12 protein-coding genes are annotated in these 14,343 nt (G+C 64.1%); 3 read left to right on the forward strand and 9 right to left on the reverse strand.

The annotated features are described in order from the left end of the window. Nucleotides 1-34: 34 nt before the first annotated feature. The 9 genes from FJ425_RS25750 to FJ425_RS25790 all read right to left on the reverse strand — a co-directional run bounded on the left by FJ425_RS25750 (nucleotide 35) and on the right by FJ425_RS25790 (nucleotide 9,211). Nucleotides 35-1,030: a Rieske 2Fe-2S domain-containing protein gene (locus tag FJ425_RS25750; RefSeq protein WP_140635998.1), complete on the reverse strand. Its 996-nt coding sequence runs from the start codon at nucleotides 1,028-1,030 to the stop codon at nucleotides 35-37. Further along, nucleotides 1,027-2,172, reverse strand: a complete 1,146-nt coding sequence (locus FJ425_RS25755) for a GNAT family N-acetyltransferase (protein ID WP_140636000.1) — start codon at nucleotides 2,170-2,172, stop codon at nucleotides 1,027-1,029. The genes FJ425_RS25750 and FJ425_RS25755 overlap by 4 nt, the downstream gene beginning before the upstream one ends. Further along, nucleotides 2,169-3,425 (reverse strand): F390 synthetase-related protein, encoded by a 1,257-nt coding sequence (locus tag FJ425_RS25760; RefSeq protein WP_140636003.1) that lies wholly within the window; start codon nucleotides 3,423-3,425, stop codon nucleotides 2,169-2,171. The genes FJ425_RS25755 and FJ425_RS25760 overlap by 4 nt, the downstream gene beginning before the upstream one ends. Then, complete coding sequence (locus FJ425_RS25765; RefSeq protein WP_140636005.1) at nucleotides 3,422-4,246, reverse strand: MBL fold metallo-hydrolase; 825 nt, start codon at nucleotides 4,244-4,246, stop codon at nucleotides 3,422-3,424. The genes FJ425_RS25760 and FJ425_RS25765 overlap by 4 nt, the downstream gene beginning before the upstream one ends. After that, the gene (locus FJ425_RS25770; protein WP_140636007.1) at nucleotides 4,243-5,226 is read right to left on the reverse strand and encodes an NAD(P)-dependent oxidoreductase; all 984 of its coding nucleotides are present in this window, start codon (nucleotides 5,224-5,226) and stop codon (nucleotides 4,243-4,245) included. The genes FJ425_RS25765 and FJ425_RS25770 overlap by 4 nt, the downstream gene beginning before the upstream one ends. A 2-nt stretch (nucleotides 5,227-5,228) precedes the next feature. Then, on the reverse strand, nucleotides 5,229-6,218 hold the full coding sequence (locus FJ425_RS25775; protein ID WP_140636009.1) for a 3-oxoacyl-[acyl-carrier-protein] synthase III C-terminal domain-containing protein: 990 nt from the start codon (nucleotides 6,216-6,218) through the stop codon (nucleotides 5,229-5,231). A gap of 92 nt (nucleotides 6,219-6,310) precedes the next feature. Continuing rightward, a complete protein-coding gene (locus FJ425_RS25780) occupies nucleotides 6,311-7,168 on the reverse strand; it encodes a hypothetical protein (RefSeq protein WP_140636011.1) in 858 nt (285 codons plus the stop codon). Nucleotides 7,169-7,249: 81 nt separating this feature from the next. Further along, complete coding sequence (locus FJ425_RS25785; RefSeq protein ID WP_140636013.1) at nucleotides 7,250-7,699, reverse strand: DNA polymerase III subunit chi; 450 nt, start codon at nucleotides 7,697-7,699, stop codon at nucleotides 7,250-7,252. 9 nt (nucleotides 7,700-7,708) lie between these two features. Then, a complete protein-coding gene (locus FJ425_RS25790) occupies nucleotides 7,709-9,211 on the reverse strand; it encodes a leucyl aminopeptidase (protein WP_140636015.1) in 1,503 nt (500 codons plus the stop codon). A 377-nt stretch (nucleotides 9,212-9,588) separates the two neighbouring features. On the opposite strand from FJ425_RS25790, the gene lptF reads away from it, so the two are divergent. The 3 genes from lptF to FJ425_RS25805 are packed head-to-tail and all read left to right on the forward strand — an operon-like array spanning nucleotide 9,589 to nucleotide 14,281. After that, the gene (gene lptF, locus FJ425_RS25795; protein ID WP_140726901.1) at nucleotides 9,589-10,785 is read left to right on the forward strand and encodes an LPS export ABC transporter permease LptF; all 1,197 of its coding nucleotides are present in this window, start codon (nucleotides 9,589-9,591) and stop codon (nucleotides 10,783-10,785) included. Between the two features lie 2 nt (nucleotides 10,786-10,787). Continuing rightward, on the forward strand, nucleotides 10,788-11,870 hold the full coding sequence (lptG, locus tag FJ425_RS25800; RefSeq protein WP_140726905.1) for an LPS export ABC transporter permease LptG: 1,083 nt from the start codon (nucleotides 10,788-10,790) through the stop codon (nucleotides 11,868-11,870). Then, nucleotides 11,870-14,281: an LPS-assembly protein LptD gene (locus FJ425_RS25805; RefSeq protein ID WP_181176050.1), complete on the forward strand. Its 2,412-nt coding sequence runs from the start codon at nucleotides 11,870-11,872 to the stop codon at nucleotides 14,279-14,281. The genes lptG and FJ425_RS25805 overlap by 1 nt, the downstream gene beginning before the upstream one ends. Nucleotides 14,282-14,343: the final 62 nt, after the last annotated feature.

Here is a 14,343-nt window from a genome sequence, read left to right on the forward strand (position 1 = left end):
AGATACAAGCAAATCAAGATATGTGAACTATAATTCACAGTTCAATCTCATGCACCCTTGCCTCAGTCGCCGCCGCCGGCATCTTCCCCTCCATGATCGCCGCGATGTCGCGGCGCAGAAAGTCGAGCGGGCCGATCACCGGCAGGGCTTGCGGCGGTAGCCGGGCGTTGTCGCTGGCCGATTTCAGCACCCTGCGATCTTGGTGCAGCGCGATGTTGAAAAGCGGCTTGAAGGCCAGCGCCTTCAGCTCGCCGAGCAGGCCTTGGCGCCGGCCGATCAGCCAGCCGATACCCTCGACGGTGTGCTTATCCGCCTGGCGCAGATGGAAGGTGGTGGCTAAGACCAGCCCGTCCCTGCCCCAATATTCGAGCTCGGCGATGCCGGGATGGCGGAAGCGGCCGATGGTCTTCGCACGTTCGCCTTCCAAGAGCCGGCTGATCAGGCCCTGCTGACGGTCCTCGCCGGTGTAGCAGGCCTCGACCCAGCCCTCGCCGCCGGTCACCTCGACCCGCACCAGGTGGCGCTTCGAGGTCAGGCCGCGCAGCAGGCCTTTGTGGGTGAAATGGGTATGGGTGGCATCGAGGATGTTTTCCGCCGCATCGATGACCGTCGACTGCGTCGATGAGCGCACCCGCCGCACGATGACATCCTTGCCCTGCATGCAGTGCAGGTAAGGCTCGCTCGTCGGCGAGCCGGAAGAAATGAAGACGACGCCGTCGCGCTCGATCGCGGCAAAGCGACGGACCCGGTAATGCGGCATGGCGCCGACATGGCCGGGGATCGCGGTGCAGCGTCCCTCGCCGTCATAACGCCAGCCATGATAGGGGCATTCGATCTCGCCGCCGACGATCTTGCCGGTCGACAGCTCCACCAGCCGGTGCGGACAGCGGTCGAACAGGGCCGCAATGCCTTGCGCCGAGCGGAACAGCACCACCGGCTCGCCATCGAGCATAATGCGCTTCGGCCGCTTGCCGATATCGGCGGACAGCGCCACCGCCTGCCAACAGGCTTCCCTGCCGCGCTCGCTCACAATTCGAAGCTCCTGAGGAGGGGGATGCCGACCCATGCCAGCACCGTCTCCATGACGCGGATCGCCATGCGTCGGCGAAGCGCAAGATGCCCGGCATAGACGGCGTTGTATTCGATCGCGGCGACAGCGCCGCGCCGGCGTTTGAAATCTGCGGCACCCGCGCTCATGTTGAAGAAAAGGCCGCGCGCCGTGGCATGGTCCTGCGCCACCGCCATCATCATGCGATAAAGCCCGCCGGCGACCGGCAGGCTGGTGTCATAGCCGACGATGGGCTGGGTCAGCGTGCCGCCGTTTTCGAACAGGCCGGTGACGGCGACCAGCTCGCCTGCCGGCCGGCGCAATCCCGCCAGGCTGATGATGCCGCGCCGGTGCATTTCGGCGATGCAGCGGGCGGTGTAGTGCGGATTGAGCGGCGTGTACTTGTCGAGATAGAGCATGGCGTAGAGCTGCTCGGCGCGCGCATAATCGGCCTCGGTGAAATCGCCATTGCCGACCCGCTCAAACGGTGTTGCGCGCAAGCGGGCGCGATCGCGCTTCATGTCGCGCGTCATTGCGGGCGCGGCGCTGCGATCGGCGAAGATGTAGATCTGGCGCGCCGCCAGCATGCGGAACCCCTCGGCCCTCAAGGCGGCAATGGTCGCCGGGTCGGCGATGTCGTTCAACGAGCGGATGACGATGGCGCGATCGGGGAAACGCGCGGTCAAGGCCGCGCGCAGCGACGCGATCGCCGGCCCGTCGAGCAGCGGCACCGGATTGGTCGAATAGAGCCAGTTGTTGACCTGCGCCTGACGGTCGAGGCCGCTTGCCCTGACCAGCGGCGCGCAGACTCCAATCAGAGTACTCAGCGCGCGCCGCAGCAGAGGATGGGCGGCGAAGTTGCGCGTCTCATCCATCGCGTAGTCGATATAGGCGCTGGTCGGGCAGCAGATATAGCAGTTGTGCGCCTTGCCCTCGTCGTTCAACGTCAGCGGAAAAATGCCTCCGGCGATTTCGAACGTCTCGACTTTCGTGTCCAGATTGGCGATGAGGTGGCGCACCGGCATCTCATTGAAAAGCCTTACAAAAGTCTCGACCTTTGCCGGCTTGTTCTCGACCCGGTCGGCCTGTTGCACAGGCCTTTGCGCCATCGCCGCGCCGCTCATCGCGCGCGCTCCAGGCGGGCTTCGACGCGACGCAGCTTGCGGCCTGTCTCCAGCGGCAGCGGCGCGCGGACGAGCGTGACGGCGGCGACCGCCTTTCTTGCTTCCAGCAACGCTAGCACAGCTTGATGCGCGGCAGCTGCCGCGTCGTCCGGAAGCGTCGGCGGAAGGCTGAGCTCGATCCTGTCCAGCCCGGTCTGGACAAGACGAAAATCGTCGATGCGGCGATCGGCCTTGAGCACGGCGTTGCGCAGCACATCCGGCGTGACGAGGACCGGTCCGTCCGGCGACATGAGCCGGAACACATCGTCCATGCGGCCGACGATCTCGTCGACGCTGCGCAGCGGCGAACCACAGCGGCAAGGTTCTTCGGACAAGCGCAATAGGTCGTTCATCCTGTAGCGCGCCATGATCTGTGTCCGGCGGCGAAAGGCCGTCACCAGCGGGGTCACCAGGCCCTCGCCCGCCGGCTCGAATTCGAAGAATACGGAGTCTTCGGCAAGGTGCAGTCCGCCCTGGCGGCAGGTGACCGCGAACAGGCCTTCGGTCGCCATGTAGATCTGATCGAGCGGCAGCCGGAAGAAATCCTCTATAACCGGACGGTCAACCGGATCCAGCGTTTCAGCCGCCGAGAAGACACGCTTCGGACGCAGACGGAAACCCTCGCTCGCGAAATGCCGCAGGACTTTCGGCGGCGCGATAATCACCGTCGGGTCGAAGGCTTGGAGCGCGCCGCGCCAGCTCTCCGGCCCTGATGTCAGATCGAAGAAGGCGAGCTTGATCAGGCGCGATTTGCGGGCGCTGTCGTAAAGCCCGGTATTCTGCGGCAGTATGACCGCGACGCGCATGCCGCTCCATAGAAGATCGGGCGCCGCCTTGGCCAGGACCGCGCCCAGCCAGCGGTATTTTTCGGCCTCGGAAATCACGAACAGGCCGCGATTGCCCGATGTTCCGGTGCTGGCGCCGATAGTGAGCGGTCCTGCGCGGCCCTCGCCCGCCAGGGCCGCCCAGGCTTGCGCGGCGGTGAGACGGTGGATGTTGAATTCGTCGAAGCGCGCCATCAGCAGTGCCTTGTCGGTGACCGGCAGATCGCTGAGGCGCGCCGGCGGCTTGCCGTAAAAGGGCGCGCGCGGCAGGTCGCCGTTCAGGAAGCGCCGCAAGGCCGCCGCCTGCCAGCGCTCGAAGTCGGGCCGGGGCTTGCGCGAGACCCAGCGTGTCAGCGCGAAGGAGCCTGCCGCTTCCGCCAGCCCGTTCATGCGGCCTCCGGTGCGAGGTCGTAAGATGTCGGAGCGGGATCATGGCAGAGCATCACTTCGCCGCCTGAGGCGAGGAAGCGACGCAGCATGGCGCTGGTCGGCTCGATCGCCGCGGCATCCTCGGCGATTAACGTGGTCGGGAAACCCGGCGTGCGGTTATGGGTCAAGGCATTGAGCAGCCATTGCGCATCGACGGCGTAGAGCAGCGGCCGGGCCGGTCCGGTAAACAGCAGGCCGAACTGGCCGTCGGCATGTCCTGGAAGATCGACCGCGATCACGCTGCCGTCGCCGAAAAGATCGGCGCCGCCTGGCGCGCCTTCGCGCGCCTCGACTCGCCGCTTCGCGGACAACGCCTCCAGCCGCGCCTCGAAATCCGGCGGGAAGAGTTCGGTGAAGACGCCGTGGCGCAGATTCTGCCTCGGGCTGCGCGCCTTGACCCGCGCCCAGGCGGCGTCGCTGGCGATGAAGCGCGCGTTGCGGAACAGCGACAGGCCCGAAATGTGGTCGGCGTGGAAATGGGTGACGGTGATCGTGCGGATGTCGTCGGGCGACAGGCCGAAACGCCGCAGCACCGGCAGGACCTGCTCGGCGGCGTTGATTTGAGGTTTCAGCAGCGCAGCGTAGAGCCGAAGCATGCGGCTGCGCCGCGCGTCGCTCAACGCCTCAGGTGTGTAGCCGGTGTCGATGAGCACCGGCCCGGCAGCCGGGTGAAAGAACAGCCCGTAACGGACGCGCAGCCTGACGCTTTGCCAGTTGCCGCCGCGCAGGATCAATCGCTCGGCAGCGCTCACCCAGGCGCTGTTGGCGAAGACGATCCTCATGCCTGCGCACCGCCGGAAAAAGTGCGGTCAAGCCCCTGTTCGAACGAGATTTTCGGCGTCCAACCGAGAACTCGCTTGGCGTTGGAAAGATCGAGGCTTTGCGCATAGGCGAAGAGGCCGAGCCCATAGCGGGTGACCGGCGGCTCGGGCCGTCCAGGCAACCGGAGCGCCACTGCTTCTATCAGGCCCGCCGCCAGCATCGCCGGCTTGAGCGGCGTCGGCCGCCAGCGCGCCTGGAGACCGGCGCGGGCGCAGGCCTCGTCGGCGATGCGGCGGACCGGCAGCACCTCGCCGCCGGAGATGTTGAAGATCCGGCATTCCGCTTCCCCGGTCGCGGCAAGCGCCGCCATCACTGCGTCAACGACGTCGTCGACATAAGTGAGGTCGATGGCCGCCCGGCCATCGCGAAACAGCGGCAGCGGGCGGCTTCTTGCCGCCTTGAGCAGGCGCGGCAGCAGCGCGTGGTCGCCTTTGCCGTAGATGCCGCGCGGCCGCAGCGCCAGCGGATGGACATCTGGCTGGCCGAGCACGATCTTTTCGGCCTCGCGCTTGGTGCGGGCATAGTGGTTCACGGGCTCCGGCAAGGCCGCGTCCTCGCTGAGCCCAAGCTGGTCGCGGAAGGCAAAGCAGACGGACGGGGTGGAGATGTGGACGAAGCGGCTGACACCCTGCCGCTGTGCGAAATCGACAAGGTTGCGCGTTGCCGTGACATTGGCCGCCTCGAAATCCGCGAGGCGTCCGAAAGGCGAGGAGAGCGCCGCGCAATGGATGATCCGTTCGACCCTGCCAAGCCTCGGATCGAGCGCGCCGTCGAGCGGCCGCACGAGATCGTGGCGGACGATGCGATGGCCGGCGGCCTCCAGCGCGGCGCAGCACGCTTCATCGCGGCCGAGCCCGAGCGCCAGCGTGCCGGACGCGGCCAGCCGCTCGAGCACGTGCGAGCCCAAGAAACCGCTGGCGCCGGTGACGAGCACGGCCATCCTCAGACCTCCAGCGCCATGCCGCCGAAGGAGACGCCGGCCGACGTGCCGAGGATGAGCAGCTTCATGCCCGGCGCTACGCGGCCCTCGCGGCGCGCGACGTCCAGCGCGAAGGGAATGGACGCCGCGATCTGGTTGCCGAAGCGGGCGGAAATGTCGACGAGCTTTTCCGGCGCAAAGCCGGTCTGGCGCGCCATATGGGCGAGCGCGAACGGGCTCGCCTGGTGCGGCACGACGAGATCGACATCGGCATGCCGCCAGCCGGCGCGCTCGAGCAGAGCAGCGACGAAGCCGTTGAAATGGCGCGCGGTGAGCCTGAACAGTTCCTTGCCGTCCATGTGGAACAGACTGTGCGCCGCGAACGCTTCCTGCTCCTTGCGGAAATCGAAGCGCGTGCCGCCCGAACCGATGCCGCAGGCTTCCCACGCAGATGGATAGGTGCGCATCAGGCTTGCCGCCACCTTGCCCTCGCCTTGGCCGCCTTTGCGCAGCACGGCGGCCGCGGCGCCGTCGCCGAAGAGCGCGGCGATCTCGGGCGCATCCTGCCACGGCAAGGCGCGCGAGGCGATCTCGGAGGAAAACACCAGCGCCGTCTCGCATTGCCCGGCCTCGATCATGCGGCCGGCGGTCTCGAAGGCGGTGAGGAAGCCCAGGCATGTGCTGTTGACGTCGAAGGCGGCGGCCGAGCCGTCGGCCAGCCCAAGGCGCTGCATGACCAAGGGCGCGGTCGCCGGCAGCGGCTGATAAGGCACGCCGCAGCCGCCGATGATCAGGTCGACGGCGCCGGGATCGAGGCCGGCATCCTCAAGCGCCAGCGTCGCCGCCGCGCAAGCTAGATCGATTTGCGATTCGCCCTCGCAGACATAGCGCTCGACGACGCCGGTCGCGGTTTCGAGCGCGCCCTCGCCGAGGCCAAGCCGCTCCTCCAGCGTCCGCGTCGTGACGCGCTCAGCCGGTACCGCCCTGCCGGTTCCGACGATCCTGATCCGCATTCTCCCCCCGCCGCATGAGCTTGGCCCTATCTAGCGCAAAAAGCGATCGATAGCGACGTTTCCAAGCTCATGCGGTCCTTTGGGACCTCGGCCTAGCCGTCGATAACCGATGACACCCAGACCTTTTCGAACCGTTCGGTGAGTTTTCCCCAATCCTGCTTAGTAACATGCAATCCGTCCAACCAAACTGTTTTCAAAGACGGGATTTCGTACAGCGTTGCCAGAGTTCCTGCAGCGGTCAACGTTGTTTGGCCTTCGTGGCCGCCAATGGACAAATATTCAAGGTTCGGGAGCTGTGACAGCATTTTGAGATCGTGCTCAGCGATACCCGTTGACCATATGTCGAGCCAACGCAGCTGCGACATCTTGCAGATCGCCTGCAGGCCAACTGCCGTGATGTCTGTGGCGCCAAGCTCCAAAGCCGTGATTGCCTTCGAATGCGAGACCATCCGCGCAAAATCGTCGGAGAACCTTGAGTCCTCAAAGTCCAGTTCGGTCAGCGACGGATTGCCGAGGAGCGCTGCAAGGGATTCTTCCGTAATGCGCGCCCTTTGCGCGGTGAGTTTTCTGACAGCTGGAAGCTGTGCAATTTGGAACAGATCACTGCTGCCTACACCCCACAGACAGCTAAACTCCTCAAGAGCTTCGGCCGTTCTAAAACCGTCCAAGCGACCGGCCCGAGAAATACCCAGCAGATGAAGTGCCCTAAGGTTAGGAAGTTGCACGATAGAATTGACCGCCGCGCGCGTGATGTCGCACCATATCTGGACGCTGTATACAGACCGGATCGCCTTCAGTTTACCGGCATCAGATTTCGCAAACAGCTTGTTCCATCGAATGTAGATCTCATCGTAGTGAGGATTGGCCGCCAGCTGAGCCGTGTGATCGTCTGTCAGGAACTCGTCAGCTCCTGTCTCAAGCGTGTCTAAGCTGAACTTCAACTCTGTCATGAAGTCAGGATCCGCCTCCGTGGGGGTGCTGCCAACGTCCGCAATGGGTCAGAATCGGACGCTAATTTATAAATTTGCGAGCTAAGCCTTGCGTTCCCAGCGTCGGTCCTGGGTCTGCTGCCAGTAGGTGACGGCGTGGCCGGCCTCCTTCATCGTCTTCCAATGGCCGCGAGCGGCTTCGAGCTGTGCCGCGTCATGGCCGTCGAACAGGAAGACGGCGCGCTCGTAGCCGGACAAGTCGGGAGGCGTCGCGCCGTCGACCAGGAAACGGATCTGCGCCGCATTCTGGTTGCCTTCGCCCGTGGTGAGCAGGATCGGCTGTTCGGCCGGATAGGCCTCGCGGTCGGTGGCATGCGCCAGGAAAGAATCGTCGCGGAAAGTCCACAGATGCTGGTCGAGCGCGTCACGGCGATCTTCCGTGCCGGTCTGCACTACCGCGCGCCAGCCGCGCTCGATGCTGCGCTCGAGCAGGCCGGGCAGCGCCTCCTCGAGCGTCGATTCGGTCAAATGGTAGAACAGGATGTCTGTCATCCCGGAAACCTAACCCTCATAGTGGTCGCGGACCAGCCTATCGAGCAGCCTCACGCCGAAACCCGAGCCCCAGGACTGGTTGATCTCGCTCGACGGGGCGCCCATCGCGGTGCCGGCGATGTCGAGATGCGCCCAGGGCGTGTCCTTGACGAAGCGCTGCAGGAACTGCGCGGCGATGATGGCGCCGCCATAGCGGCCGCCGATGTTCTTCATGTCGGCGTTCTTGGAATCGATCAACTTGTCGTATTCGGGCCCGAGCGGCATGCGCCATAGCCGCTCCTGCGATGCCTGGCCGGCGCCGAAAAGCCGGCCGGCAAGCTCGTCATTGTTGGAGAAAAGGCCGGCGTAATGCTGGCCGAGCGCCACCATGACGGCGCCGGTCAAGGTCGCCAGGTTGATCATGAATTTCGGCTTGAAACGGTCGTTGGCGTACCAGAGCGCGTCGGCCAGAACGAGGCGGCCTTCCGCATCGGTGTTGAGCACCTCGATGGTCTGGCCCGACATCGAGGTGACGATGTCGCCGGGACGCTGGGCATGGCCGTCGACGGCGTTCTCGACCAGGCCGATGACGCCGACCACATTGGCCTTCGCCTTACGCGCAGCGAGCGCACGCATAAGGCCGGTGACGGCTGCGGCACCACCCATGTCGCCCTTCATGTCCTCCATGCCCGAGGCCGGCTTCATCGAATTGCCGCCGGTGTCGAAGGTGACGCCCTTGCCGATGAAGGCGAGCGGCGCGCCCTTGGCCTTGCCGCCGTTCCAGCGCATCACAGCCAGGCGCGCGCCGCGCGGCGAGCCTTGCGCGACGCCGAGCAGCGAGCCCATGCCGAGCTTCTTCATCTCTTTTTCAGCCAAGATCTCGACCTCGACGCCGAGTTGCTCCAGCGCCTTGACGCGCTCGGCGAATTCGACGGGCCCAAGCGCATTGGCCGGCTCGTTGACCAGATCGCGCGCAAGCAGCACGCCGTCGACCACCGCTTCCTCGCCGGCGAAAGCCTTCTTTGCGGCAGCGGGATCGGCGCAGTGAATGGTTACCTTAGCGGGCTTGCCCGACTTCGTGTCGGATTGGCCGTCTTCCTTGTCTTTCCTGGTCTTGTATTTGTCGAAGGAATAGCTGCGCAGCAGGATGCCGGCGGCGAGGCTCGCCGCCTGGCGACCGTCGGGCTGCAACTCCGGCAGATCGAGGATGACGGCCACCTCGGTCGCCTTGCGCAGCGAAGCGGCAACGGCGCCGCCGAGCTTCAGCCAGGCATTGTCGTCGAGGTTCGAGACCTTGCCGGCGCCGACCGCCACCAGCCGGTCGACCGGCGTTCCTTCCGGCGCCAGCACCTCGGCCGAGCTTGCGAATTTGCCGGAGAAATCGGCGACCGGAAAGGCGCGAGCCAATGCACCAGCCGGATCGCAGGCTTTCGCCGCCTCGCCGAGCCCGCCGTCATCGGCCGCGAAGACGAAGACGCTGCCCTTTTTAGGCGCGGCGAATTTGGCGAAGGAAATGGATGGTCTCGACGTCATCAGGTCCTGCTTTCGGGGATGGCCGTAAGGTGCCGGCAAAGGTAATTTTCAACGGGCGAGCGGTTTGGCAAGCGTGCGCGACATTTGGTCGTTTTCCGCCATTTGGCAAGACTTTGGCCGAAATCGCGGTCTATATCGGCGCCACCATAGACAAAGGATTCGCCTCGGCACGACCTTAGCTTGCTGCCGCAACCTGCTGTTAACCATCGATGTTTTGCATTTCTTATTCATTGGCGCGGAGACTCCGCCACGCCGGGGCACGTGGCGTGGGGCGACAAACCGGAGCGAGCCGCCCATGACGCAGTTGTGCGGGCGCCGCCGGATCACTACCTTGTCGGCGGGCATGATGCCGTTCGGCAAAATCGAGAAAAGCCTTCATGAAGGTCGTTGAACGCTACATCATGCGCCGCGCGCTGACGATGTTCCTCGCGGCGCTGGTCTGGACGCTGGCGATCGTGTGGACCACGCAGGTTCTGGCCAAGATCGACCTCGTCACCGACAATGGCCAGTCGGCGCTGACTTTCTTCGAAGTCGCAGCACTCATCATCCCCTCGATCATCCCGATCGTGGTGCCGTTCGCCCTGGTGGTGGCGGTGGCGCAGACGCTGAGCGCCATGAACACCGATTCGGAGCTCGCCGTGCTCGGCGCCGCCGGCGCCTCACGCTGGACGATCGCGCGGCCGATCCTGCTGCTCGCGATAGCGGCTTGCGCGTTTTCCTTCATCGTCGACAACGCCATCGATCCCTATGCCAGGCAGAAGAACCGCCAGCTGGTGGCAGCATCGCGCGCCGACCTTCTGTCGCTGATCATCCAGGAAGGCACGTTCCGCAAGATTGACGAAGGCCTGTTCCTGCAGGTTGGCGAGCGGCTTCCCGGCAACCGGCTCGGCGGCATCTTCGTGGCCGATTCACGCGAGGAAGGCGCCAGCCTGACCTACTATGCCAAGACCGGCAGCATCGTCGAAAAGGGCGACGAGAAGGTGCTGATGATGAATGACGGCGTCATCAACCGCAAATCGGTGACCGGCGACCTCTCCGTCATCCGCTTCACCTCCTACGCCTTCGACATGTCGGCGTTCATGTCGGCGGCGAACGACATCACGCTTTTGCCTAAGGACCGCACGACGCAATATCTGCTCAACCCGGACCCCAACGACAAGATGTTCCAGCGCGAACCGGGCAGCTACCGGGCGGAGCTCAACCAGCGTCTCGCCGAATGGTCCTATTCGCTGGTGTTCGCGCTGATCGCTCTTGCCGTTGCGGGCGACGCGCGCTCGCACCGGGAGGCGCGCATCAATCCGCTGATCACGGCAATCGCGATAGCGCTTTTCGTGCGATGGCTGGGCTTCTTCGCCGCAGGCAAGGCCGACAGGGTCTGGTACTATGTCTACCTGCTCTACGCCATACCGCTCATCGCCTCGGCGGTTTCGATCTGGTTCATCGTATCGTCGCGCACCATGGAATTGCCGGTCAGCTGGGCGGACTGGCTGACGGGCCTCGCCAAGCGTGCCGGCGACAACTGGACAACATTCAAGCTCTGGCTCGTCCGGCGCACTTCCGGCCAGGGAGCCTGACCATGGGCTGGACGCTGGGCCGCTATTTCTTCTTCCGTTACGTCTCGATCACCTTCTGGTTCTTCCTCGGCCTGCTGGCGCTGGTTTTCCTGATCGACTTTACCGAGCTTTCCGGCCGCACGACCGGGCTGCCCGGCTTCACTTACGGCACAGCCTTCGCCATCTCGGCGCTCAGGATGCCGATGATCATGCTGCAGACGGTGCCGTTCGTCGGACTGTTCTCGGCAATGGCAACGCTGGTGTCGCTCAACCGCCGCTACGAGCTGGTGATCGCCCGCTCGGCCGGCGTCTCGGCCTGGCAGTTCCTGTTTCCGTGCTGCGTCGGCGCGCTGATGTTCGGCGTGCTGTCGGTCGCCGTGATCAATCCGATCGCCGCGCACGGCTTTTCCTGGTCCGAGCAGATGGAGAACGATCTGCGGGCCGGCAAGTCGAATGCCGTGACGACCAACGTCACGCCGTGGCTCAGGCAGAAGACCGAATCGGGCGACACCATCATCGGCGCCCGCGCCATCCTCAATCAGGGGCTGGAGATGGCGGACGCGGTGTTTTTCATCCTCGACCCGCAGGGCAACATCGCCGAACGCAAGGATGCAGCCAAAGCCTTCCTGCGCGACGGCTATTGGGAATTGCAGGACGTAAAGGTCTTCAAGGGGGGCAATATCCAGGCGCTGCCGTCCGACAGGGTGCCGACCAATCTCAAGCCGGAATTCGTGCAGGAGCGCCTGGCGCGCCCGGAAACCATCCCCTTCTACGAGCTGCCGCGCAAGATCGAGGTTGCCCGTTCCTTCGGGCTCAAGGCAAACGCCTTCTCCATGCAGTTTGATTCGCTGGTGGCCTTGCCGTTCCTCCTCGTCGCCATGACGCTGATTGCTGCAACGGTTTCAATGCGATTTGCGCGAATGGGACAATCGGCAACGATGATTCTGGGTGGCGTCGTGGCCGGCTTTCTGCTTTATGTCGTTTCGGTACTGGTCAAGGCATTCGGTGTAGCCGGATTCGTGCCTACTGTGGTGGCTGCATGGGTTCCGGTTGTCGTGGCTATGTTCTTTGGGGTGACGTTTCTGCTATACAAGGAAGACGGCTAGTGAGGGAGGCGGTTTTGCGCAGCCATAGGCAGGCCGGTTTGGCACGCCTCTATGGGGCGACTGCTTTGGCGTGTCTGTTCGCTTGCGCGGTGCCGACGGCATCCGCGCTGGCGCAGCAGATCACTGCCAAGTCCGTCCCTTCCGGCACGCAGATGCTGCTGGCCGCCGATACGCTTGTCTATGACAACGACAAGCATACGGTGACGGCCGTCGGCGGCGTGCAGATCGACTATGGCGGCAACAAGCTGGTCGCCCAGCGCGTGGTGTACAACCGCGACACCAAGCGCCTTGTCGCCAGCGGCGCCGTCGAGTTGATCAACAGCGACGGCACCAAGGTCAATTCTGACCATATCGACATCACCGACGACTTCGCCGACGGCTTTCTCAATGCGCTGCGCGTCGAGACGATAGACAAAGCCTATTTCGCCGCCGAGAGCGCGGAGCGCATGGGCGGCGTGCTCACCACCTTCCACAACGGCGTCTACACCGCCTGCGAACCTTGCGAGGACAAGCCGGACAAAGCGCCGACCTGGCGCATCAAGGCGCGAAAGATCATCTGGAACGGCGAGAAGAAGACGGTCCGCTTCGAGAACTCGAATTTCGAATTCTTCGGCTACCCGCTCGCCTATCTGCCGGCCTTCGAGATCGCCGACCCGACGGTGAAGCACAAGAGCGGCTTCCTGATCCCCGGCATCGTCTACAACAACCATCTCGGCGTCGGCGTCAAAGTCCCGTATTACTTCGCCCTGTCTCCGACCTATGACCTGACCGTCACCGGCAGCGGCTATACCAAGCAGGGTTTCCTCGGCGAGGCCGAGTGGCGCCAGCGCTTCAACAGCGGCCAGTACACGCTGAAGATCGCCGGCATCAATCAGCAGGATCCCGGCGCATTTGTCGATGCCGCCGGCCATAATGTGAATTCGGGGCCTGTCAACGATCCGAACAAGTTCCGCGGCATGATGGGCACCAAGGGCCAGTTCGCCATCAACGAGCGCTGGGACTTCGGCTGGGACGTGCTGCTCCAGACCGACAAGAATTTCTCGCGCACCTACAACATCGAAGGCTACAACGACCTCGTCCACCAGTCGTCGATCTATCTGACGGGCTTGAGCGACCGCAATTATTTCGACGTTCGCGCCATGCGCTTCGAGGTGCAGGAAGACACGCTCTCCAGCGATCCGACGGCGCGTTCCGCCAAGCAGCCCTGGGTGCTGCCGTCGCTCGACTACGCCTATATCCCCGACACGTCGGTGGCCGGCGGCCAATTGTCGTTCAACGTCAATACACGCGTGATCAGCCGCAACCGGCTGGATGCTGTTCTGGCCAATCCGGTCGTCGACACTTCCATCAACAATGTGCGCGGCATCGAAGGCGAGTCGAGCCGGTTGACGGCGGAAGCCGAATGGAAGCGCACCTTCACCACAGATGGCGGCCTGCAACTGACGCCGCTGCTCGCGTTGCGCGGCGATGCCGGTTACGTCAACGCCAATTCGGCTTCGCTCGATGCCGTCAACCAGATGGCGGAAAATTTGAAGGAAAGCGGCGACATGCGTTCCTCGCTGGCCCGCTACATGGCCACGCTCGGCCTCGAGGCGCGTTGGCCGCTGTTGTTCTCGATGCCCAACTCCAGCCATGTACTGGAGCCGACGGCGCAGGTCTTCGTGCGTCCGAACGAGCAATATGTCGGCGGGCTGGCCGTCCCGAACGAAGACGCGCAGAGCTTCGTCTTCGATGCCACCACGCTGTTCGAACGCGACAAATTCTCGGGCTATGACCGCATAGAAGGCGGCACGCGCGCCAATGTCGGCTTCCGGTATTCAGGCGCCTATGACAATGGTTGGGCCACGAACGCAATTTTCGGCCAGTCCTACCAGCTCGCGGGCGAAAACTCCTTTGCCGCGCCCGACCTCGTCAATGTCGGGGCCGAGTCCGGCCTGGACAAGCAGACCTCGGATTATGTCGGTCTTGTCGGCTTCAACAGCCCGAGCGGTTTCTCCGGCTCGCTGAGCGGGCGTTTCGACGAGCAGAGTTTCGAGGTCAGGCGCGCCGAAGTGAAGGCTGCCTATTCCAGCCTGCCGATATCGCTCAGCGCCAAATATGCCTTCATCGAGGCGCAGCCGCTCTATGGGTTCACCACCGACCGACACGAGCTCACGCTCGGCGCTTCGACCCATCTGGCGCAGAACTGGCGGCTGTTCGGCACCGGCACTTACGACATCGAGACAAATGTGCTGGTCAAGGACGGCGTCGGCTTCGCCTACAACGATACCTGCTTCACTTACATCATGACGTATTCGCAGACGCGTGACACCGTCACCAAGGAAGTGTCGCAGAACATCGGTTTCAACCTGTCGTTCCGCACGCTCGGCGATTTCGGTTCGTCAACAAGCGCGGTCGATACCATCCAGTGATCAAGCGGCGGGCGCGCGGTCTCCGAGCCGTGCGCCGGCTGGGGCGCTGATGGGCTTTGGTC

The organism is Mesorhizobium sp. B2-7-2 (assembly GCF_006440775.1).
Classification (GTDB): domain Bacteria; phylum Pseudomonadota; class Alphaproteobacteria; order Rhizobiales; family Rhizobiaceae; genus Mesorhizobium.

What these genes read in the sequence shown, in the direction of transcription:
- FJ425_RS25760 (WP_140636003.1), bottom strand. Translation starts at nt 3,425, where the DNA reads ATGAACGGGCTGGCGGAAGCGGCAGGCTCCTTCGCGCTGACACGCTGG.
- lptG (WP_140726905.1), top strand. Translation starts at nt 10,788, where the DNA reads ATGGGCTGGACGCTGGGCCGCTATTTCTTCTTCCGTTACGTCTCGATC.
- FJ425_RS25780 (WP_140636011.1), bottom strand. Translation starts at nt 7,168, where the DNA reads ATGACAGAGTTGAAGTTCAGCTTAGACACGCTTGAGACAGGAGCTGAC.
- lptF (WP_140726901.1), top strand. Translation starts at nt 9,589, where the DNA reads ATGAAGGTCGTTGAACGCTACATCATGCGCCGCGCGCTGACGATGTTC.
- FJ425_RS25765 (WP_140636005.1), bottom strand. Translation starts at nt 4,246, where the DNA reads ATGAGGATCGTCTTCGCCAACAGCGCCTGGGTGAGCGCTGCCGAGCGA.
- FJ425_RS25770 (WP_140636007.1), bottom strand. Translation starts at nt 5,226, where the DNA reads ATGGCCGTGCTCGTCACCGGCGCCAGCGGTTTCTTGGGCTCGCACGTG.
- FJ425_RS25775 (WP_140636009.1), bottom strand. Translation starts at nt 6,218, where the DNA reads ATGCGGATCAGGATCGTCGGAACCGGCAGGGCGGTACCGGCTGAGCGC.
- FJ425_RS25790 (WP_140636015.1), bottom strand. Translation starts at nt 9,211, where the DNA reads ATGACGTCGAGACCATCCATTTCCTTCGCCAAATTCGCCGCGCCTAAA.
- FJ425_RS25755 (WP_140636000.1), bottom strand. Translation starts at nt 2,172, where the DNA reads ATGAGCGGCGCGGCGATGGCGCAAAGGCCTGTGCAACAGGCCGACCGG.
- FJ425_RS25785 (WP_140636013.1), bottom strand. Translation starts at nt 7,699, where the DNA reads ATGACAGACATCCTGTTCTACCATTTGACCGAATCGACGCTCGAGGAG.